General features: G+C 37.2%; 23 protein-coding genes and 1 riboswitch. Of the genes, 12 read left to right on the top strand and 11 right to left on the bottom strand.

Going from position 1 to position 19,182, the window contains the following annotated elements; translation table 11 throughout:
• Positions 1-60: 60 nt before the first annotated feature.
• Positions 61-399 (bottom strand): hypothetical protein, encoded by a 339-nt coding sequence (locus tag WDJ61_RS08840; RefSeq protein ID WP_338754536.1) that lies wholly within the window; start codon positions 397-399, stop codon positions 61-63.
• A gap of 374 nt (positions 400-773) precedes the next feature.
• Here WDJ61_RS08840 and WDJ61_RS08835 point away from each other — a divergent pair, with 374 nt between their 5' ends.
• A complete protein-coding gene (locus WDJ61_RS08835; protein WP_338754535.1) occupies positions 774-1,229 on the top strand; it encodes a GNAT family N-acetyltransferase in 456 nt (151 codons plus the stop codon).
• A gap of 49 nt (positions 1,230-1,278) precedes the next feature.
• Here the strand turns inward: WDJ61_RS08835 and WDJ61_RS08830 are convergent, their stop codons facing one another.
• Genes WDJ61_RS08830 through WDJ61_RS08820 form a run of 3 tightly spaced genes read right to left on the bottom strand, consistent with a single transcriptional unit; the run spans position 1,279 to position 3,622 of the window.
• Positions 1,279-2,577, bottom strand: a complete 1,299-nt coding sequence (locus WDJ61_RS08830) for an MFS transporter (protein ID WP_338754534.1) — start codon at positions 2,575-2,577, stop codon at positions 1,279-1,281.
• Positions 2,578-2,591: 14 nt separating this feature from the next.
• Entirely contained in the window at positions 2,592-2,918 is a 327-nt protein-coding gene (locus WDJ61_RS08825; RefSeq protein WP_338754533.1) for an AzlD domain-containing protein, read from the bottom strand.
• Positions 2,915-3,622: an AzlC family ABC transporter permease gene (locus tag WDJ61_RS08820; protein ID WP_338754531.1), complete on the bottom strand. Its 708-nt coding sequence runs from the start codon at positions 3,620-3,622 to the stop codon at positions 2,915-2,917. Before WDJ61_RS08820 ends, WDJ61_RS08825 begins: the two co-directional genes overlap by 4 nt.
• A 77-nt stretch (positions 3,623-3,699) precedes the next feature.
• Here WDJ61_RS08820 and WDJ61_RS08815 point away from each other — a divergent pair, with 77 nt between their 5' ends.
• Positions 3,700-4,254 carry an XRE family transcriptional regulator gene (locus WDJ61_RS08815; protein ID WP_338754530.1) on the top strand — a complete coding sequence of 185 codons (555 nt, stop codon included), beginning with the start codon at positions 3,700-3,702 and terminating at the stop codon, positions 4,252-4,254.
• 121 nt (positions 4,255-4,375) lie between these two features.
• Here the strand turns inward: WDJ61_RS08815 and WDJ61_RS08810 are convergent, their stop codons facing one another.
• From WDJ61_RS08810 to trhA, 3 genes are all read right to left on the bottom strand, one after another.
• Positions 4,376-4,981, bottom strand: a complete 606-nt coding sequence (locus tag WDJ61_RS08810) for a hypothetical protein (protein ID WP_338754529.1) — start codon at positions 4,979-4,981, stop codon at positions 4,376-4,378.
• Positions 4,978-5,253 carry an autorepressor SdpR family transcription factor gene (locus WDJ61_RS08805; protein WP_413789090.1) on the bottom strand — a complete coding sequence of 92 codons (276 nt, stop codon included), beginning with the start codon at positions 5,251-5,253 and terminating at the stop codon, positions 4,978-4,980. Before WDJ61_RS08805 ends, WDJ61_RS08810 begins: the two co-directional genes overlap by 4 nt.
• 221 nt (positions 5,254-5,474) lie before the next feature.
• Positions 5,475-6,119 (bottom strand): PAQR family membrane homeostasis protein TrhA, encoded by a 645-nt coding sequence (gene trhA / locus WDJ61_RS08800; RefSeq protein WP_338754525.1) that lies wholly within the window; start codon positions 6,117-6,119, stop codon positions 5,475-5,477.
• 191 nt (positions 6,120-6,310) lie between these two features.
• Between trhA and WDJ61_RS08795 the strand changes: the two genes are divergently transcribed.
• Complete coding sequence (locus tag WDJ61_RS08795; RefSeq protein ID WP_338754523.1) at positions 6,311-7,285, top strand: hypothetical protein; 975 nt, start codon at positions 6,311-6,313, stop codon at positions 7,283-7,285.
• Between the two features lie 311 nt (positions 7,286-7,596).
• On the opposite strand, the gene WDJ61_RS08790 is transcribed toward WDJ61_RS08795, so the two are convergent.
• Positions 7,597-7,755 carry a YozQ family protein gene (locus tag WDJ61_RS08790; protein WP_338754522.1) on the bottom strand — a complete coding sequence of 53 codons (159 nt, stop codon included), beginning with the start codon at positions 7,753-7,755 and terminating at the stop codon, positions 7,597-7,599.
• Positions 7,756-7,898: 143 nt separating this feature from the next.
• Here WDJ61_RS08790 and WDJ61_RS08785 point away from each other — a divergent pair, with 143 nt between their 5' ends.
• From WDJ61_RS08785 to WDJ61_RS08770, 4 genes are all read left to right on the top strand, one after another.
• Positions 7,899-8,321, top strand: coding sequence for a DUF2935 domain-containing protein (locus WDJ61_RS08785; RefSeq protein ID WP_338754520.1), 423 nt, complete (start codon positions 7,899-7,901; stop codon positions 8,319-8,321).
• Positions 8,322-8,732: 411 nt separating this feature from the next.
• Positions 8,733-9,305 (top strand): TetR/AcrR family transcriptional regulator, encoded by a 573-nt coding sequence (locus WDJ61_RS08780; RefSeq protein ID WP_338754518.1) that lies wholly within the window; start codon positions 8,733-8,735, stop codon positions 9,303-9,305.
• Between the two features lie 51 nt (positions 9,306-9,356).
• Complete coding sequence (locus tag WDJ61_RS08775; RefSeq protein ID WP_338754517.1) at positions 9,357-10,286, top strand: SDR family NAD(P)-dependent oxidoreductase; 930 nt, start codon at positions 9,357-9,359, stop codon at positions 10,284-10,286.
• Between the two features lie 157 nt (positions 10,287-10,443).
• A complete protein-coding gene (locus WDJ61_RS08770; protein ID WP_338754515.1) occupies positions 10,444-10,719 on the top strand; it encodes a hypothetical protein in 276 nt (91 codons plus the stop codon).
• Between the two features lie 327 nt (positions 10,720-11,046).
• Here the strand turns inward: WDJ61_RS08770 and guaC are convergent, their stop codons facing one another.
• Positions 11,047-12,030 (bottom strand): GMP reductase, encoded by a 984-nt coding sequence (guaC, locus tag WDJ61_RS08765; protein WP_338754514.1) that lies wholly within the window; start codon positions 12,028-12,030, stop codon positions 11,047-11,049.
• Between the two features lie 84 nt (positions 12,031-12,114).
• Positions 12,115-12,215: riboswitch (purine riboswitch) on the bottom strand.
• A 442-nt stretch (positions 12,216-12,657) separates the two neighbouring features.
• On the opposite strand from guaC, the gene WDJ61_RS08760 reads away from it, so the two are divergent.
• The 3 genes from WDJ61_RS08760 (at position 12,658) to WDJ61_RS08750 (ending at position 14,666) form a co-directional block, all read left to right on the top strand.
• Positions 12,658-13,020: a VOC family protein gene (locus WDJ61_RS08760; RefSeq protein WP_338754512.1), complete on the top strand. Its 363-nt coding sequence runs from the start codon at positions 12,658-12,660 to the stop codon at positions 13,018-13,020.
• A gap of 263 nt (positions 13,021-13,283) precedes the next feature.
• On the top strand, positions 13,284-13,787 hold the full coding sequence (locus tag WDJ61_RS08755) for a DinB family protein (protein ID WP_338754510.1): 504 nt from the start codon (positions 13,284-13,286) through the stop codon (positions 13,785-13,787).
• A gap of 78 nt (positions 13,788-13,865) precedes the next feature.
• Positions 13,866-14,666 carry a GNAT family N-acetyltransferase gene (locus tag WDJ61_RS08750; RefSeq protein WP_338754509.1) on the top strand — a complete coding sequence of 267 codons (801 nt, stop codon included), beginning with the start codon at positions 13,866-13,868 and terminating at the stop codon, positions 14,664-14,666.
• A 246-nt stretch (positions 14,667-14,912) separates the two neighbouring features.
• Here WDJ61_RS08750 and WDJ61_RS08745 read toward each other — a convergent pair whose 3' ends face one another.
• On the bottom strand, positions 14,913-16,541 hold the full coding sequence (locus WDJ61_RS08745; protein ID WP_338754508.1) for an ABC-F family ATP-binding cassette domain-containing protein: 1,629 nt from the start codon (positions 16,539-16,541) through the stop codon (positions 14,913-14,915).
• Between the two features lie 122 nt (positions 16,542-16,663).
• Positions 16,664-16,825 carry a hypothetical protein gene (locus tag WDJ61_RS08740; protein WP_338754507.1) on the bottom strand — a complete coding sequence of 54 codons (162 nt, stop codon included), beginning with the start codon at positions 16,823-16,825 and terminating at the stop codon, positions 16,664-16,666.
• Between the two features lie 437 nt (positions 16,826-17,262).
• Between WDJ61_RS08740 and WDJ61_RS08735 the strand changes: the two genes are divergently transcribed.
• Entirely contained in the window at positions 17,263-17,970 is a 708-nt protein-coding gene (locus tag WDJ61_RS08735; RefSeq protein WP_338754505.1) for a phosphoadenylyl-sulfate reductase, read from the top strand.
• 59 nt (positions 17,971-18,029) lie between these two features.
• Complete coding sequence (sat, locus tag WDJ61_RS08730) at positions 18,030-19,178, top strand: sulfate adenylyltransferase (RefSeq protein ID WP_338754503.1); 1,149 nt, start codon at positions 18,030-18,032, stop codon at positions 19,176-19,178.
• Positions 19,179-19,182: the final 4 nt, after the last annotated feature.

Below are 19,182 nucleotides of genomic sequence, written 5' to 3'. Positions count from 1 at the left end.
ATTTCTTATTTCTCCTTGACTAAGGGATCTTTCATAATTTCTTTTAAAATCAAACTCTCATCATCGGAAATATCTGATATTTTTTTTATTGTGTGTATCTTTTTTCAAATCAATAATCATCATTTGATCTTTATTTACTACATATAAATAATCATCCTCGTGTAAATATCCTGTGACGTTATTGAATAATGACCTATTTTCCTTTCGATGAAACACAGCATATTCATTATATGTTTTTGCTATCTCATAATCACTGTCCTCAAAAAAAACGATAGTATCCATCCCTCGATAATCGCTCCAAACAAAAACGATTGCGAATATTATTATGGGAATAAGCATTGCTAAAAAAGTAATTGTCAATATTGTGTTAATAACTATCTTCTTAATAGTTTTACTCAAAAAATCAGTCCCTTCACCAGATTTTTCTCGTCGTTAAAAGAATATTAAACTTTACCACTTACAAATTGTACCATTATATATATTTGATTTCACTAGTGTTGCATTAAATTAACATCCGTTTTTAAAATACTCAAAATGTTCAATCATCCGGTTTTGTGCAAAGAAAAAGTCCTTTATAATGGATAAAGTCAGGTGGTAGCCCGTCCAAATCCAATAAAAAGGACCTACACATGGACAAGATTACACGAAAAACTTCATTTGGACTTATCACATATTTTTAATCAAAATTTATTTCAAAGCTAAAATAGGCTTTTTTACAGAGGAACTTCTAGGAGAGTAAAAAATACTAAACGATAGAAAGGAGAAATAGCACTTTGATTAAAGAACTTGACATTACCAACCGAAAAGTTGCTGAAGAAGTGTTAAACGTTCAACTTCTCTCGTATCAGATTGAAGCAGACATCATCGGTTTTTCTGATCTTCCTCCCTTAAAGGATACTGTAGAAACATTACAACCATGCGGAGAAACTTTCTTCGGTTATTTTATAAACGAGGAACTTTGTGGGGCGATCTCTATAAAAATAGAAAAAGATATGGTTGATATTCATCGTTTAATCGTGCATCCAAAACACTTTAGAAAAGGGATAGCGGAGAAGTTGCTAAATATCATTGAAAAGAAGCAAGAGGTCGAAAAGGTGATCGTATCAACCGGTTCTAAAAATACACCAGCTGTGCAATTTTATCTGAAACATGGATTTCAAGTAGTGGAAGAGATCAAAGTGAATGAACACTTATCTTTAACTCGTTTTGAAAAGAAGCGATCATTTTAAAACGAGGAAGAGCGCTACATGTCCTTCCTCGTTTTTTTGAGAATAGATGCTATTCGTTATGATTCACCTGTCTACTCGACCAAACCACCACTGGAACAAGGAGAAGAGCAAGGATTCCTCCTGCCAGTGAAAGGGTGGCGTAACTGGAATGGGCGACAACCATGCCTGACATCGCTCCACCAGAGGCACCAGCTAACGCGATTAAGACATCAACTGTTCCTTGTGTCTTTGCGCGAGTAGATGGGGAAGTCGAATCAATGATGAGCGCCGTCCCACTAATCAACCCAAAGTTCCAGCCGAGTCCAAGTAGAGCCAGCGCGGTCGTCAGTCCTAACATGGAATCAGCAGGTGCAAAAGCAGCTAATATACCAGCCGATAGTAAAGTCACACCAGAAGCAATCGCCATAACAGTTCGCCCAACTTTATCGACAAGAAAGCCTGTGACCAGAGATGGAAGGTACATAGCTCCAATATGAATGCCAATGACCATTCCTACCTGATTTAACCCATGACCATGATGTTGCATATGTATAGGCGTCATCGTCATAATGGCCACCATGACAATTTGAGTTAACACCATGATCGTAGCTCCGACAACTATACCTCGTTTTTGAATGGCTGTTGTTTTAGTCTTCTGATCTGCCAGTTTCCTATTGTCCATTGTCTTCGCATCTGCAATCGCTTGGGCTACGATGAGCGGATCCGGGCGAAGTAAAATGAGTAAGATGAAACCAGCTAAAATGTAGGCGACAGCCGCAAGTATGAACGGGCCAGCTAGAGCTGGAACACCAATGGATGTGGCCAATTCTCCCATTATACTAACTAAGTTTGGCCCAGCAACAGCACCGAATGTTGTGGAGACCATAGCGATACTAATGGCGGTTGCACGTTGTGTCGACGTCGCCAAGTCTGTGCCTGCATAGCGTGCTTGCAGGTTTGTAGCCGTACCTGCCCCATAGATGAATAGTGAAACAAAAAGAAGAAAGATATGATCAAACGTAGCAGCCATCACTACTCCAATGGCTCCGATCCCTCCAGCTATGAATCCTGTTGCGAGTCCAAAACGGCGGCCAAAACGCTGAGAAAGTCGCCCTACAAGCCATGCGGCTAAAGCAGAACCGAGAGTGAACAGGGCAGCTGGAACTCCAGCCAAGCTATTTGAACCTAGCATGTCTTCAGCAAGAAGGGCCCCAACTGTAATACCCGCCGCTAGCCCAGCTCCACCAAAAATTTGTGAAATAACGACAATCATCAATGTCCGTCGATACAGCTGTTTTTGCTTGTCTGGAGAATCAATATAACTTTGTAGCGAATTAGTCTCACTTTTTAATGCTTGTGAATCATTCATTTGATGGACCTCCTTTACATCAATGTCCGAACGAAAGCCATCAACACCACCCCAGCAATAACGGTCACCAATAGGCTTTTCGTCCAAATAGCTAAGAGAAGAGTCGGTAGTAACGTAATCAGTATTTCTATGTTCAAACTAGGAAACTGACCTGGTTCTCTTTCAATGACACTTCCAACAACAAGGGCACTTAAAATACAAACAGGAATAAAAGATAACCATTTCATCACCGGCTTAGGAAGCTTTACAGTTCTAACAATTAGAAAAGGGGCTACCCGAGGAATCAATGTTACAATGGCACAACCAATAATGACAAATAAGACAGTTGGATTTACACTCATTTACTCGTCACCACACCAATCGTTGCAACAATAATCGTAGATAAAATGACAGCTAGATCAATGGATAGAAAAATAGATAAAACATACATACAAACGACCATCGTCAAAATTAAACATAAATAATGTGTTAACTGTGAACGTTTTAAACTATCCAGCTGCAAAACAAGTAAAGCAACAAACATCGCGGTCAACGCAAAATCCAATCCAAATTTTTCAGGATCAGATACCCATTTGCCAAGAACCGCTCCAACGACACAAGAGACGATCCAAGTAATATAAGCGGTCAGATTCAGTCCATTCATCCAACGATCATTCACTGGTTTGGAGCTGAAAATTCTGCTTGCAGCCACACCGAATGATTCATCCGTCACAAGGGACCCAATGCCTGCATTTTTAAGTAAAGAATATTGCGAAAAATAAGGAGCTAATGTGGCACTTAATAAAAAATGACGTAAGTTCACAATAAATGCGGTAAAGATGATGGCCGATGGGGGACTAGCTGTTGCTAACATGCCACAAATAATAAATTGTGCAGCTCCTGCGTAAACAAGGGCGGACATTAAAGCAATTTCCATCACACTTAGTCCCGAAGCCATGCCCACAACCCCTGCGGCAAATCCAATGCTTATGTACCCTAGTAACGTCGGAATACAATCTTTCACTCCCTGTACAAAAGTTAACCTTTCTTCTTGGGCGACCTCCAAAGCAACCCCTCCTTTTGTTTAATATATTATACATTTGTATGTTATAATCATCAATAAGAAAATGGAGGAGGTCTTAAATGGATTCTCTACAACATTTAATCGGAAAAAACTTTGCAGATATTCGAAAGAAGAGAAGATTAAGCTTAGATCAAACTGCAGAATTAACAGGGGTCAGTAAAGGAATGCTTGCACAAATCGAAAAAGGCAACACCAATCCTACTGTGACGACGCTCTGGAAAATAGCGAATGGACTCAATGTTTCGTTTTCTGCTTTTATGAAAGAAGAAGCGGCACAAATTACTCAAATCAAGAAAGACGAGCTACAACCACTCGTAGATGATCAAGGAAATTATCTCGTCTACTCACTTTTCCCTTTTCATCCTGATAAGCAATTCGAAATCTTTTTTGTTGAACTAAAGCCAGGGTTTACCCATGAAGCAGACGAGCATAACCCTACGAGTGAAGAATATGTTTTAGTGAGCGAAGGCCATTTGACGATGGAAATAAGGGGAGAGGACTATTCCTTGCATAAAGGGGAAGCTCTGCATTTTCAGGCCAAAGACAAGCATTTGTATAAAAACATGACCAAGGAAATGACGACTTTTTTTGTTGTGATTTCCTATTCGGAATAAAAGAATGTTAGCTAGCGTCAATAAAAGCTAGCTAACATTTCTTACAATGCCCTATAACCTTTAAATTCACCAGTTCTAGTCTCTTTTGAACCGCATTCTGTTCAAAGGGATCACGCCCATATTACAATTTTTTCAAATGCGATTGATAAGCTTTATATGAAAGAAATGTGGATACAAGCAATATACATAAAAGGATAGAGAAGAAGCCAACAAACATCAGAGTATCTGGAAGAAACACACAAAGTAACAATAGTAAACCTCCAATAAACAAAGGTAAAGAAAAAGGACGCGCTACGATGTTCCATATTTGATGAGTTGATCGGGTTAATTCTGAAGATGTTTTATTTAATTCTAATTGAAATCTAGGAAGGGTGTTAGCTGTAGTGATAAGCACCATACCTACACTTATAGGGATTAAGAGGAGTAGGTTAACTCCTGTACCTGTTGCCGCTAGGATTAAGCCGAAATGCAGCATAAAAAGAATCATTGTAATTGATAAAAATATGCTCTCTATTCCTTTTTTATATCGAGAATAAGAGCCTTGAAATTGTTTAGGAAGAATGAACAAACTACTGTTTACTAAACACATTGTAAGCGGAATACTGAATAATATTACTTCCGTTATACCATATCTCGTTTCTTCAAACACTACATTCGTCGCATATAAATACATACTGACACCAAAAGATAAGAAAATTAAAAAACTTATACAAATTTTTTTAATCATAAATCCTCCCCCTTTGAGTTTGAATTAAACTGAAGAATCCACTTCAAAACATCCTGAAAAACAGTTGAATTTAATGAATAGTACACATATTGCCCCTTTTTTATGGAATACACTAATTCAGCATTTTTTAAAACAGATAAGTGCTGAGACACTCCTGGTTTACTCATTTCAAAATGATTAGCAATATCTCCAGCAGTCAAATCGCCATTTCTTAAAAGATCTAATATTTTTCTTCTATTTTCATCAGATAAAGCTTTAAATAGTGCATTTATGGTCAATCCTTACTACCTCCACCATTAATTATTTAAGTAATTACTTAACTATTTAAAATTATAAACGATTGGATTATAATGTGAATAGGCATTCGATTTTTTTCCACTATCCTGTAAAATGTACCGTACATAGCAAAAGCCGATACTCTCTTTAGTATCGGCTCTCATTTTTGCATAATTTTATTATTCACTGTCATCTATTACAGTCTTTCCGCTCATTCTTAGTGACTTGGCAATAAATAAAGCACAGAAAAGAAATGAGCGACACTTCCAGCTAAGACAAACAAATGCCACACCATATGATGAAATTTAAAACCTCTCCATACATAGAAAATCGCGCCGACCGTATATAAAATGCCCCCGGTGACGAGTAGCACTAAACTAGTCGTTGAAATGTTTTGTACCAATGTATCCCAAGCAAATACAATCAACCAACCCATGACTACATATAAAAGGGTCGAGGTTTTCAAAAATCTTTTCACATAAAAGCATTTAAACACTGTACCGACAATAGCTAACCCCCATACCGCGGCAAACAACGTCCAGCCAAGCGTTCCTTTGACTGCTAGAAATAGAAAGGGGGTATACGTCCCAGCAATGAAAAAGTAAATCGATGCATGATCAAAAATCTCAAATAAATCTTTCACTTTTCCTTTAGGAAAACTGTGTACTAACGTAGAGGACAAATAAAGCATCAGCATCGTAATTCCAAAAACCGTAAAGCTGACGACATGCCACACGTTCCCAAAGAAAATCGAAAAAACTAATAATAATGTTAATCCGGCAATACTAAGAACGGCTCCAATCCCATGAGTAATCGAATTAGCAATCTCCTCACCACGGGTAAAAATATGAGTATTTGCCATAGAACCTCTCCTCCGTACAAATCTACCTTTATCTTACCATACTATGATGAAGAAAATCATTTTGAGAATCGAGGTGGCCGCTAAACAAAGTGATTACATTGTTGGCTTTGCTTATTTGAGATATTATAAAAATTGAAATATTAGACATTTGAATATTCAATAAACGGTCAGTAATTTTCAAGGAGGAGCAAATGAATACAGAACAAGTAATAAAAATTAGTGAAATATATCATCTGAATCCAATCGAAAATGTTCAAATTATTCGAAATGAAGATCACTTATTAGTGAAATTAACTGATACACACAAACAAAATTTTTATTTAAAAGGCGAAAAGGCAGAGCGAACTCATTGGGAGAAGTGCTGCGAATATGCTACCTATTTAAAGATAAACGGTTTACCTGTTTCAAGCTATTTAAAAAATAATCAAAATCAATATACTACCGAATATAAGGGGCTTGTTTTAACAATGGAACAAGCGGTATGCGGTGAAAGTGTTGAGGTGATCAATGACAACAAAATTTTTGAAATAGGGAAGCTTCTTGGTCAACAACACCAGCTTTCACTACAATATAAATCGACCTTTCAGCAAGCGACGTCCTGGAGTATGTTTGGAGGAAATACGACAGATCGGATGGGTGACTATGATGAAAATGAACTAAGCTTTATCGACTTTATACAACATTTTTCAAATCAACCACTATGTAATGAAATCAAAAAGTACTATTTAGAAAAAAGAACGCTTTTAAAAGAGTTTTGGCATGCATTACCACAAGGAGCAGTACAAGGGGATTTTTGTTACTATAATTTGTTGTTTTCCAACGATTTTATCACAGGCATTTATGACTTTAATTTAGCAGGAGATGAAGTGTATTTAAACGAATGTATAGCAGTAGGTGTGTATCATGCTTGGCATGTAGAATATGAGGGGAGTTTAGCACCATTAGATCGCTTTCAACAATTTATATCAGCTTACACGTCACAGAGACCTTTCAAGGCAATTGAACTAAATGTGCTAAATGATTTGTTTGCAATTATTAGAGCTTTCCGATTTGATAGAATTGAAGACGGGATCGCACTAACAAATCCTTTAGATATTAATCAATTTATGGAAGAAACTTTATCAATTTTAACAGATGCTAGGGGAGAATTTCTCTCAAGCAATTAAACTATTGAATTTTTTCTAATAAGGGCAATTATTGAAGATTTAACTTTTGTTCATGTCATTTCCTAAAACAATAAAGAGATTTGTCGAGACAAAGAGAAACCTATCCGTAAATAATAGAATTCCTTGTCAATTCTTGCGCTTGCCGGGGAAATAATTTGTGTGGGGAGCGGAAATATTTCCATTGTATTTTTAATTCACTAGTGTCAAATAAAAGTTCTAGAAATGAGAAAAAATAAAACTATATTTCAACTTATATAGTAGAGTAACTGAAAACAAGACAAAAGGACAAATCCTCTTGTCTTGTTTTTGTTTTAGCGTTCTCGCTCCTGATCAACCGTTCCTTCGTTATAGACATCACTTATTTGTTCTCTTGTAATATCCACCCCGTTTTCTGCTTGTTGTACAGATTGAATTGCTTCTTCTTCATTCATTAGTCTAGATCCCATGCCCCGCTCTTTTTTCTGTTTCATCGTCATCATTCTCCTTTTCAATAACATTCTCTGTTAGTCTGACCGCCTTTTCATAAAGTATACTGGCAATTAATTACCTACACTCATACTTCTTTATCGGCAGTCATAGCATGTACTAAACTATCGATGGAAGGGTGACTTTTATGCAGTTTTATTATGGCCCTCAAATGCCTTTGCGAATATTGGATGAAGCTGAATTTTGGAAACATCAAGAAGAAGAACATACTGTAGTAATTCGAGAACTATTGCCTGATTTAGAAAAAGAATATGTAGAGGCTTTAAAGAAATGGGAGGCGTCTTTATCAAAAACACATCAAAAGATCGTTAGTATGATTGAAGCGCTCAACCGTTCAAGCAGTTATATTCCAGCTGTCCTATATCAAGAAGTATTAAAACTAACCGAGTTTTGTCTAAAGCAAAGCGAACAATTTATTGAACTGTGCCGACAAATTAAAGAGAACAGTGCAGCTGTTCAAAAAAATCCTGTAGCCAAAACGGTCATTAATCATATCATCCGCGAATCCGAATACTTTATCGGCATCGCTAAAGCATTACTTTCTGTATGAAACGAGACCTTATTACAGGGCTCGTTTTTTGATTTTTGATGATGGCCTTTAGAAAAGATAAAGTTTTTAGTTAGGTAAAAAGAAGGGTTTTGTAGAAAAAAGAATAATTATAGATTGTTATGTCCAAACGGCAGCTATTGAAAAGTAGATGAACTGAGATATCTATTTGAAAGCATGTACAATGACTAACCAATAAAAGCTTACCATTCATACTAGGATGTGATTTTATTAACGATGAGTAAAAATAGAAATATGAAAAAATTAAAAAATGTGTTTTTTGAAATCTCTAACTAATCTAAAATAAAAAAAAGAAAAAGTAATGTATTTCATCATTCTTTCTTATTGACAAACACTAAATGATGGAATATATTTTTATTAACCAATGGTCAATAAAAATAAGGAGATGTATAAATGCCAAGAAAAGCCGTAGAGAAGGAACTAACACGAGAAATGATTATGGAGGCCGCTAGAGATTTATTTGTAGAAAATGGCTACCAGCATACTTCTATGCGCCAAATTGCGAAAAAATTAAATTATAGTCATGGAGCGATCTATTATCATTTTAAAAACAAAGCAGAATTATTTTTTGCCCTAGTGAAAGCCAATTTTTCTAAATTGAACGAAATGCTTGAAGGTGTTATGGCTTCTCCGCTTTCTTCAGATGAAAAGCTAGAAAAAGTGCTGCTTGGTTTTATTGAGTATGGAATGAACAATCAAAGTGATTATGAAATCATGTTTTTGATTAAAGATGAAGAGTTAAAGAGCTACACAGAAAACGCACCCGATGTCAGTTATGAGCGGTTTGCTGCTGTTATTACGGAACTATGCCCTGGACAAATCACACTTAAAGAAACTTGGCTGCTGTTTCTTAGTCTTCATGGATTTGTGACGATGTATTGCCGCAGCGGACAAACAATGACTGATGTACGAGAGCTAGCCGATGCTCATGTGCAATTTTTATTAAAAGGAATCCAGTCAAACTAATTTTTTTACCCTTTTATTGAACAGTGGTCAATTAATTCGGAGGTGGAGAATATGAAAAAAGCATTAGTATTAGGAGCTTCAGGCGGAATGGGTTATCCAATTGTGAAAGAACTTAATAGAGAAGGGGTCCAAACGATTGCCTTTGCTAGAACAAAGGCAAAAATGGAGACATTATTTGCGGCTATGTCCAATGTAAAAGTAATAACAGGAGATATATTTCAACTTAGTGATTTGATAAGGGCTTCTGAAGGAGTCGATATCATTTACCACGCAGCAAATATCCCTTATTCTATGTGGCAAGAAAAGCTCTCGATCATGACACAAAATATCCTCGATGCCGCAAAGATCAATCAATGTAAATTGGCTATTGTCGATAATATTTATGCTTACGGGCAAAATCATGATCGAAAGGTGAATGAAGCGGCTTCTAAACAACCTCATACAAAAAAAGGGCGCATCCGCTTACAAATGGAAGAACTCATCACTCGATCTGAAGTGCCGGCTGTTCGCGCTCATTTTCCTGACTTTTATGGACCAAACGCGACAAACACCGTGATGCATACAACTTTACAAAATATCATAAAGAACAAAAAAGCTATGTATGTGGGCGATATGTCTAAACAACGTGAATTTATTTATACACCAGATGGAGCAAAAGCGCTCATTGAATTATCGCGCCATGAATCTGCCTACGGAAGATGCTGGAACATTCCTGGAGCAGGGACGATCAGCGGTCATGAATTACTAAAAATTTTAGAAAAGATTACAGGAAATTCTCATTCTTTTCTTCAAGTAAATAAAGGGATGATCCGCTTGCTTTCACTATTTAGCAAAGAAATGAGAGAAGTGATTGAAATGATGTATTTGTATGAAAAGCCAGTCATTCTTTCTGGAGAAACATATGAAAAAGAAATTGGTCCACTGCCGCAAACGCCTTATGCTCAAGGTCTAACAGAAACGATAAATTTTATGAAAAAGTGAAGCCTGAACATAAAAAATTTGTAAGCTAAAAAATATATACAATGGTGAATCAGGTCATTAATGAATGATAGAAGAAAAGATATGACGATCATTTTCCTTTTTCTCTTACAGATGTTCTGTTACACTCTTTGAAAAAGAAGTTCAAAAGGAGAGAGCCATGCTTTACGCGACACAACCGTATATTATTACTAGTCGACAAATCGAACGGGGTCAGCAAAAGATTTCGCAAACAGAAGAATACCTTCACTTATATCAAGATAAAGTGATCACCGCTTCTCATGAGTTCCAGATAATAGAAGTTCATGATATGTCATTTCGATTACTTTCTGCCAATTATGGATTTTTCTACTTACATACGATTCGTGGGGTTTTTGCTTATGTGGTCACGTCAAGCCCGCACGATTTTATCGATGCCTATAAAAAGATAAAGTGAAACTTCAATCAATGGGGGTTTTCTTCATCCCCCACTGATTGTTAGTTGAACGGATCGGGCTTTTACGGGCTGTTGATCCCCCACCTACATGCCTACGTTTCTTCTGCCATGTTGAGGTGGGGGTCTTACAGCCCGTTAATGCGGGATAAAATAAAATCGTTGGAGAAGTTGCGTGCTTAGTTACTAGATAGGAATTTATAGCATATTAAAAATGAAAAAAACAACATATTTAATCACTGCGGATTAAGTATGCTGTCGTGCTTGTCCATCTAATTCTCTCCATAGAATTAAACTACTTGCCTTTAGAAGCTTTCTTTGAATCAGGCTTTAATATACTTTATCACCATTAAAAATAGAGTTTTTAACAATAACATAATCTACGTGACGAATGGAGTCTAAAGTGGTTCCGCCAGCATATGAAATAGAAGATTGAAGATCTTGTTCCATTTCAGTTAACGTATCCTGTAAGGAACCTTTATGCTCAACGTACATTTTCTTACCTTCTACGTTCTTCTTTTCACCTTTTTGATATTCAGAAGCAGAGCCAAAATATTCTTTAACAAACTTTCCATCTTTTTCGATGGTTTCTCCTGGTGATTCTTTATGTCCGGCAAAAAGGGAGCCAATCATGACCATCGATGCACCGAAACGGATTGATTTGGCTATATCACCGTGTGTCCGTATTCCACCATCAGCAATAATCGGTTTACTTGCTGCTTTTGCACACCAACGAAGTGCTGCCAACTGCCAGCCTCCAGTCCCGAATCCTGTTTTAATTTTTGTGATACATACTTTACCAGGACCAATCCCAACTTTTGTCGCATCAGCACCGGCATTCTCCAGTTCTCGCACAGCTTCAGGAGTACCAACATTACCAGCAATGACAAAGCTATCGGGTAGGTGTTTTTTAATATGCTGAATCATATTAATGACAGCATTTGAATGACCATGTGCAATATCGATCGTTATGAATTCAGGGGTAAGCTCTGCCTTTGCAAGCTCTTCAATGAATTGATATTCTTCTTCTTTCACTCCAACACTAATTGAAGCGTAGAAACCTTTTGCCTGCATATCCTCTACAAATGACCGCCGTTTTTCTGGCTCAAAGCGATGCATAATATAAAAATAATTATTTTCAGCAAGATAAAGGGCTATCTTTTCATCAATGATTGTTTGCATATTGGCTGGCACAACAGGAAGTTTAAATTGACGACCTCCTAGTGTCACAGTGGTATCACACTCAGAACGGCTGTTAACCACACATTTAGTAGGAATTAACTGAATATCTTCATAATCAAATACATTTTCCATGATATACACTCCTAAAAGAATAATTTCAATAGTAATGTTCGTCAAAATCTTAAAGTAACAAAAAAATCCTAACTATAAATGGGTAGAGTAATCCCACCCATTCGTAGTTAGGATTTTTTAGGCTCCTAGTAGAAACTCTTAGACCATATTTCTAAGAATATACGAATGTTGTTAAATAATTCATTCAAATACAAATTTGATTATAAACGAACTTTTAACGTTTGTAAATGTTTAGTGTTCGCATTTTCATTAAAAAATCAAAAGGTATTTAAGCATTATCATCAAAAAAATGGTTTTTGTCGAATGTTGCTTGCCGTATGTTTTCCGCCTTTTGCTACTGGGACCCTTATAATAAACTTATAAACAATTGGTCGTGACCACGTCCAATACGAAACGATAAACATACAAGGAGTCTTCGTAGACTTGCTTGAAGAAGTGTCTATACGCAATACGTCCATTCATGTTCTAGGAGAACGTACAAGTGAGACTCTATCCTCAAGGGAAGAACGATATCGTGGAAAAGTGTACGATTACCCTAGAGCCCTTGGAAGTAGTCAAGTTTATCACTATTTCAAAACAGGGAATAATAGAGATGGAGATGGTTTTAAAACATAGGAAGGATGTAAAATGATCATTGGCTTACATCACGTTCAGATCACTATACCAAAGGGTGCGGAAGAAAAAGGGAAACATTTTTATTGTAATGTACTAGGGTTAGCAGAGATTGAAAAGCCAGATTCACTTAAAAGACGTGGAGGCTTTTGGTTACAAGTTGGCGATAAAGAAGTGCATGTAGGAACAGAAGATGACTTTGATCGGTTAAAAACAAAAGCTCATTTAGCCTATCAAGTAGAAGATGTGTCATATTGGAGAAGAGTTTTAGAGGAAAATAATATAAAAATAATAAAGTCAGTACCAATTCCAAATTTTGAACGTTTTGAATTTAGAGATCCATTTGGTAATAGAGTAGAGATTATTAAAGAAATTTAAAATTAAAGTTTGTTATTACAGTAGCAGATCGCCGGAGAAGGATTGGGCTTCCAATAAACACCTTATGAGTTAGAGGGAAACACCGTGCAACTGAGATAAATAATTGATTGGCTTATTTTTATCTGTTTAATCGTAGCTGGCTTTTCGGAAAAAAATGCTGAGTGGAAGCCAAGTCCTACTTTCACAGTTGAAATCATGATAGTTGAAAGGAAAATTGAAATATTTAGCGAAGTGGTTATTTAAAAAAACTTAGGAGGATTTTTATGTTCATAACCATAGACCATTTTTTAAAATCTTGGGAATATGAATCAGAGGCTACCCAGAAATTGCTAAATAATTTAACTGATGACTCACTTAAACAGGAAATTACTTCACAGAATTGGACTTTAGGACGTATAGCTTGGCACACCGTTTCTTCCATTCGCATAATTGCCTCAAATACAAATTTAACGTTTGAGGCCCCAACAAAAGATTGGCCCGTTCCTGATTCGGCTCAGTTTATAGCAGACAGCTACCAGCAAGCCAGTCATTCATTTATACAGTCATTAAAAACTCAATGGAGCGATAAAAACTTAGAAGAATGTATAGACTTTTTAGGTGACAAAATTCCAAATGGGGCCCTTTTGTTGTTTTTGATTCAGCATCAAAACCACCATCGTGGACAAATGACGGTTCTAATGCGACAAGCAAGATTAACCGTTCCAGGTATTTATGGCCCGTCAAAAGAGGAATGGGCTAATTTTGGTATGGAAGCTCCAAAAATGTAATCTCCCCAATAGAAAAGTAAGGCTCTATTATGACAGTCTTTTTCTTATAAAAAAAAGCGGTTATTGAAGGAGGATAATATGATTCGTAAGTTGAGTAAAAATGATCATGAATCAGTAATGGAACTAATCGGAAATAAACCAGCAGAAAACTTATTTATAATTGGTGATATTGAAGCATATGGTTACGATTCTGATATTCAAGATATTTGGGGGCAATTTCAAAACGGTAAATTAATTGCTGTATTATTGCGATATGACCAAAATTATATCCCATATAGTGAGCAACAATATGATGTAAAAGGATTTGCAGAAATTATCAATAGTAATCCAAATAGAATTGAAATAAGCGGATTAAAGCATTTAATAGAGCCTTTACAATCATTCATAAATAGGGAAGTTCGACAATATAGTGAAACATTTTATGCAAAATGTACAGCTTTAAGCTATAAGGTTGATGAAGAAAAAATTAAGAAAGCAAGCTTTTTACATCCGTCAGAATATATCGAAAATATAGAGATGTTAACCGCAATTCCTGAATTTGCAACGGGTAATTTTAGCGTTGCAACGAGAGAGCGCGCTGAACAGTACAAAACAGGAAGAACTTATATTGTACGTAACGAACAAGGAATGATGGTTGCATCAGCATCTTCAACAGCGGAAAATTCCCAGTCTGCCATGATCGTTGGTGTTGGAACAAGACCTAAATTTGAACGTAGAGGATTTGCAACATTATGTATGGAAAAGCTTTGTAGTGAATTATTAGCAGAAGGGAAATCGCTGTGTTTATTTTACAATAATCCAGCAGCAGGAAATATATATAAGCGTTTAGGCTTTAAAGATATTGGATTATGGACAATGATTCGCTATGAGTCATTATAAATTTTATATATATTTAATAAAGGGAGCTATTATAAACGATTCGCCTCCCGAAAATTAAACAACTTTATTATCTCTGTATATGTGGGGGTATTCTTGATTAAACTTTATTTCAAAGCAACAGTAGAATCGTCCAAACAGCTCAAAAAAGCAGGGTGAATGCTTGATCCATTTCCCTGCTTTTTCTTATGTGATTTATTTTTTGTTTTGCACCTCAAGAGAGACCTAATCATCGGCTCCCCAGCGGTTTTATTTCGCTACTTGATACATTTCTTTCACTTGCTTTTGTAATTCCGTATCTTCTAAATACTCATCATATGTCATTTCTTTATCAACAAGACCGCTTGGTGTAATGTCCATGATGCGGTTAGCGATCGTTTGAATGAACTGATGGTCATGAGAAGCGAAGATCATTGACCCTTTGAAGTTGACTAATCCGTTATTGACAGCCGTAATCGATTCAAGGTCTAAGTGGTTCGTTGGTTCATCTAGAAGAAGAACGTTCGCTCCAGAAAGCATCATTTTTGACAGCATGCAGCGAACTTTTTCGCCCCCAGATAAGACGCTTGCTTTTTTCAGCGCTTCTTCACCGGAGAAGAGCATACGTCCTAAGAACCCACGAAGGAAGCTTTCACTTTCATCTTCAGGCGAATATTGACGTAACCATTCAACAAGGTTCAGCTCAGATCCTTCAAAATATTCGCTGTTATCTTTCGGGAAATACGACTGACTTGTTGTGACGCCCCATTTATAAGACCCGCTGTCTGGCTCCATTTCACCAGCTAAAATTTTAAACAACGTTGATTTCGCTAATTCGTTTGTACCAACGAGCGCGACTTTATCATCTTTATTCATAATAAAGCTAATGTTATCAAGCACTTTCACGCCATCAATCGTTTTCGTTAAGCTGTCTACACGAAGGAGATCATTTCCGATTTCACGCTCCGGTTTAAAATGCACGTAAGGATATTTACGAGAAGAAGGCTTAATATCATCTAGTGTAATTTTATCTAATAATTTTTTACGAGATGTCGCTTGCTTGGATTTAGACGCATTCGCACTAAAGCGAGCAACAAAGGCTTGCAAATCTTTAATCTTTTCTTCTTTTTTCTTGTTCGCATCTTGCGCTAATTTTAACGCCAATTGGCTAGACTCATACCAGAAGTCGTAGTTACCGACATAGATTTGGATCTTCCCAAAGTCAAGGTCAGCGATATGCGTACATACTTTGTTTAAGAAGTGACGGTCATGGGAAACAACGATGACGGTATTCTCAAAGTTGATCAAAAATTCTTCTAACCATTGAATCGCTTGAATGTCCAAGTGGTTCGTCGGCTCATCTAGTAATAAAACATCCGGCTTACCAAATAGGGCTTGAGCAAGCAATACTTTCACTTTTTCAGAACCTGTCAGCTCCGCCATTGTCTTCGTATGAAGGTCTTCGGATACACCAAGACCTTTTAAAAGAATCGCGGCTTCTGATTCCGCTTCCCAACCATTTAATTCCGCAAATTCACCTTCTAGTTCAGCGGCTCTCATGCCATCTTCATCGGAGAAGTCCTCTTTCATATAGATCGCATCTTTTTCCTGCATCACTTCATAAAGGCGAGCGTGGCCCATAATGACGGTTTTTAACACTTCATGTTCTTCATACTCGAAGTGATTCTGTTTTAACACAGCCATGCGAGCACCTGGTGCCATGGACACATGACCGGTTTGAGATTCAAGATCTCCTGATAAAATTTTCAAGAAAGTGGATTTTCCCGCACCATTTGCGCCGATTAATCCGTAGCAATTGCCTGGTGTGAATTTAATATTAATGTCTTCAAACAGCTTTTTATCGCCGAAACGTAAGCTAACGTCTTGTACTGTAATCAATGTGCACAGTCCTCCATATATACATAATCGCCTTTGATTATACCATTTAACAACAGTAAAAGGGAGAGACAACTGCTAACTTCATAAAAAAAGAACCAATGACTTTGGGATGTCTGGTTCATTTATGTTCGAAAAATAATTGGACAATCTTTTAAATGTTTCATATGGGTGAGTTCGACTTGTTGAGGAGGAGCGATTTGTTTAATGTCACAATAGCCAGCCTGGTCGATTCGAATAATTTGATACTCTTTGTCATTGTATAAAATAACATCCTGTTCCTTCACTTTAAATGACCTCTCTTTATTTAAAAGTCAATTCTTGTCCGATCTCCCATCCAATTCTACAGTCTTGTATCCGATAACTAAACTGATTTCCTGTTCCGTTGCAGTGCTTGCACACTTTTTTCATACAGATTCCTCGAATTAGAGGAACTCTTCCTATCCCGTGACAATCCTCGCAAATACGTTTATATGCCATCAAATTCCCCCTTTCCGTATTTTTATACCTTCCCTTAATATACCCATAAGGATCAAAGTTCAATCCCCCATGAACGACTGTTTTTTTTTCAAAAAAAGAACGAATCCTATTTTGTCCCTCACATATAAGAGGGAAGATGCATATATTTTAATTATTCCTATCAGAAAAATATGATTGACTTAAAAGAATTTTCTGATAAAATATAAACTATTATTAATTCCTATATGGAAAGTGGGTTTTTTATTTGATCACGTATGAACAATGGGAACAACATCCCCTACCAGACATTCCCTCTACTAGCGATACGAAGGGAGCAAAAGAAGTTCTTCAGTGGGCGTATGATCATTATGATGATCGACTCATGTATGCTTGCAGCTTTGGGATTGAAGGGATTGTCCTAATTGACTTGATTTCAACGATTCGGCCGAATGCTTCGATTGTGTTTCTCGATACCGGTTATCATTTTCAAGAAACATATGACATCATTGACAAAGTAAAAAAGCGGTATCCTTCTTTGCAAATTCACCTACAGAAACCTACACTGACAATCGAAGAACAAGCCAATAAATATGGAGAAGACCTTTGGCAGCATGATCCGAATACATGCTGCCAGTTAAGAAAAATTCTTCCCTTAACAGAAGCACTTGAACCGGCTAGTGCGTGGATTTCTGGCTTGCGTCGAGAACAATCTGAAACGAGAAAGCACACGAATTACGTAAACCAGGACCATAAATTTAAAAAAATCAAGATTTGCCCACTGATTCATTGGACGTGGAAAGAGGTATGGCGTTACGTCACTAAGCATCAACTTGACTATCACGCTCTTCATGATCAAGGCTATCCAAGCATTGGTTGTCAACCTTGTACCAAACCAGCGATTTCTATCGAAGACTTACGTTCAGGGAGATGGTCAGGTTCTGGAAAAACAGAATGCGGTCTACACAGCGACTAATTTTTTTATCTATAAAACCGAGTAATATGATACGAATAATAAACTAGGAGGTTGTCATCATGTCTACAATCCTTCCACATGGTGGTACATTAATTAATTTATATCAACCAGACTTCGATATCACGACGATTCAAAAACAAATTTCAATTGATCAAACAGCTTTAAGTGATTTAGAGCTCATTGCTACTGGTGCATATAGTCCGCTAACAGGCTTCTTCACTCAAAAGGATTATGAAAACGTAGTAACTAATATGAGACTGTCTGATGGAACTATTTGGAGTTTACCTATCACGCTTCCGCTACATGAAGAGGAGGCGATTCATTACTCAGTGGGTGAGCCAGTTTTATTAACATATAAAGGAATCGCTTATGGCGTCCTAACGATTGAGGATATCTATCGACCGGATCAACCAAAAGAAGCACAAGAAGTATATAAGACGACGGATGCCGCTCATCCAGGGGTGCAGAAGCTATTACAACGCGGTTCGGTCTACTTAGGCGGGCCCATTCAACTTATTCGCCGGATCGAACGAACACAATTCGCGGACTTTTATTTTGACCCCATCGAAACAAGACAATTGTTTCAAGAAAAGGGCTGGAAGAACATTGTCGGCTTCCAAACAAGAAACCCTGTACATCGTGCGCACGAGTACATACAGAAAACAGCATTAGAAATCGTGGATGGGCTTTTATTGAATCCGCTTGTCGGGGAAACGAAATCAGATGATATCCCAGCTGATGTTCGAATGGAAAGCTATGAAGTGTTGCTGAAAGATTATTATCCAGCCAACCGAGTGCAGCTTGCTGTCTTTCCAGCAGCGATGCGGTATGCAGGACCGAGAGAAGCGGTATTCCATGCTATTGTTCGTAAAAACTATGGCTGCACGCACTTTATTGTTGGTCGTGACCATGCAGGGGTGGGAAATTATTACGGGACATATGATGCCCAAAAAATATTTGACCAATTTACACAAGAAGAAATCGGAATCACCTTACTTTTCTTTGAACATAGCTTCTACTGCTCAAAATGTGAAGGAATGGCTTCATCGAAAACATGCCCGCATGATCAGGAACATCATGTCATTCTTTCCGGAACAAAGGTACGGGAAATGCTGCGAGCAGGAGAAGTGCCGCCTTCTACCTTTAGCCGTAAAGAAGTGATCGAAGTGTTAATTCGCGGATTGAAAGCAAAAGAAACGGTTCAATAGGAGG

The sequence above is a fragment of the Bacillus sp. FJAT-52991 genome, from assembly GCF_037201805.1.
In the GTDB taxonomy this organism is placed as follows: Bacteria; Bacillota; Bacilli; order Bacillales; family Domibacillaceae; genus Bacillus_CE; species Bacillus_CE kandeliae.
Note: the sequence above shows the minus strand (reverse complement) of the source record. Positions and strands in the feature narration are given on the sequence as shown.

What these genes read in the sequence shown, in the direction of transcription:
- trhA (WP_338754525.1), bottom strand. Translation starts at nt 6,119, where the DNA reads ATGGCAAATACTCATATTTTTACCCGTGGTGAGGAGATTGCTAATTCG.
- WDJ61_RS08810 (WP_338754529.1), bottom strand. Translation starts at nt 4,981, where the DNA reads ATGATTAAAAAAATTTGTATAAGTTTTTTAATTTTCTTATCTTTTGGT.
- WDJ61_RS08760 (WP_338754512.1), top strand. Translation starts at nt 12,658, where the DNA reads ATGATCATTGGCTTACATCACGTTCAGATCACTATACCAAAGGGTGCG.
- WDJ61_RS08830 (WP_338754534.1), bottom strand. Translation starts at nt 2,577, where the DNA reads ATGAATGATTCACAAGCATTAAAAAGTGAGACTAATTCGCTACAAAGT.
- guaC (WP_338754514.1), bottom strand. Translation starts at nt 12,030, where the DNA reads ATGGAAAATGTATTTGATTATGAAGATATTCAGTTAATTCCTACTAAA.
- WDJ61_RS08780 (WP_338754518.1), top strand. Translation starts at nt 8,733, where the DNA reads ATGCCAAGAAAAGCCGTAGAGAAGGAACTAACACGAGAAATGATTATG.
- WDJ61_RS08755 (WP_338754510.1), top strand. Translation starts at nt 13,284, where the DNA reads ATGTTCATAACCATAGACCATTTTTTAAAATCTTGGGAATATGAATCA.
- WDJ61_RS08815 (WP_338754530.1), top strand. Translation starts at nt 3,700, where the DNA reads ATGGATTCTCTACAACATTTAATCGGAAAAAACTTTGCAGATATTCGA.
- WDJ61_RS08825 (WP_338754533.1), bottom strand. Translation starts at nt 2,918, where the DNA reads ATGAGTGTAAATCCAACTGTCTTATTTGTCATTATTGGTTGTGCCATT.
- WDJ61_RS08775 (WP_338754517.1), top strand. Translation starts at nt 9,357, where the DNA reads ATGAAAAAAGCATTAGTATTAGGAGCTTCAGGCGGAATGGGTTATCCA.
- WDJ61_RS08785 (WP_338754520.1), top strand. Translation starts at nt 7,899, where the DNA reads ATGCAGTTTTATTATGGCCCTCAAATGCCTTTGCGAATATTGGATGAA.
- WDJ61_RS08795 (WP_338754523.1), top strand. Translation starts at nt 6,311, where the DNA reads ATGAATACAGAACAAGTAATAAAAATTAGTGAAATATATCATCTGAAT.
- WDJ61_RS08770 (WP_338754515.1), top strand. Translation starts at nt 10,444, where the DNA reads ATGCTTTACGCGACACAACCGTATATTATTACTAGTCGACAAATCGAA.
- sat (WP_338754503.1), top strand. Translation starts at nt 18,030, where the DNA reads ATGTCTACAATCCTTCCACATGGTGGTACATTAATTAATTTATATCAA.
- WDJ61_RS08750 (WP_338754509.1), top strand. Translation starts at nt 13,866, where the DNA reads ATGATTCGTAAGTTGAGTAAAAATGATCATGAATCAGTAATGGAACTA.
- WDJ61_RS08790 (WP_338754522.1), bottom strand. Translation starts at nt 7,755, where the DNA reads ATGAAACAGAAAAAAGAGCGGGGCATGGGATCTAGACTAATGAATGAA.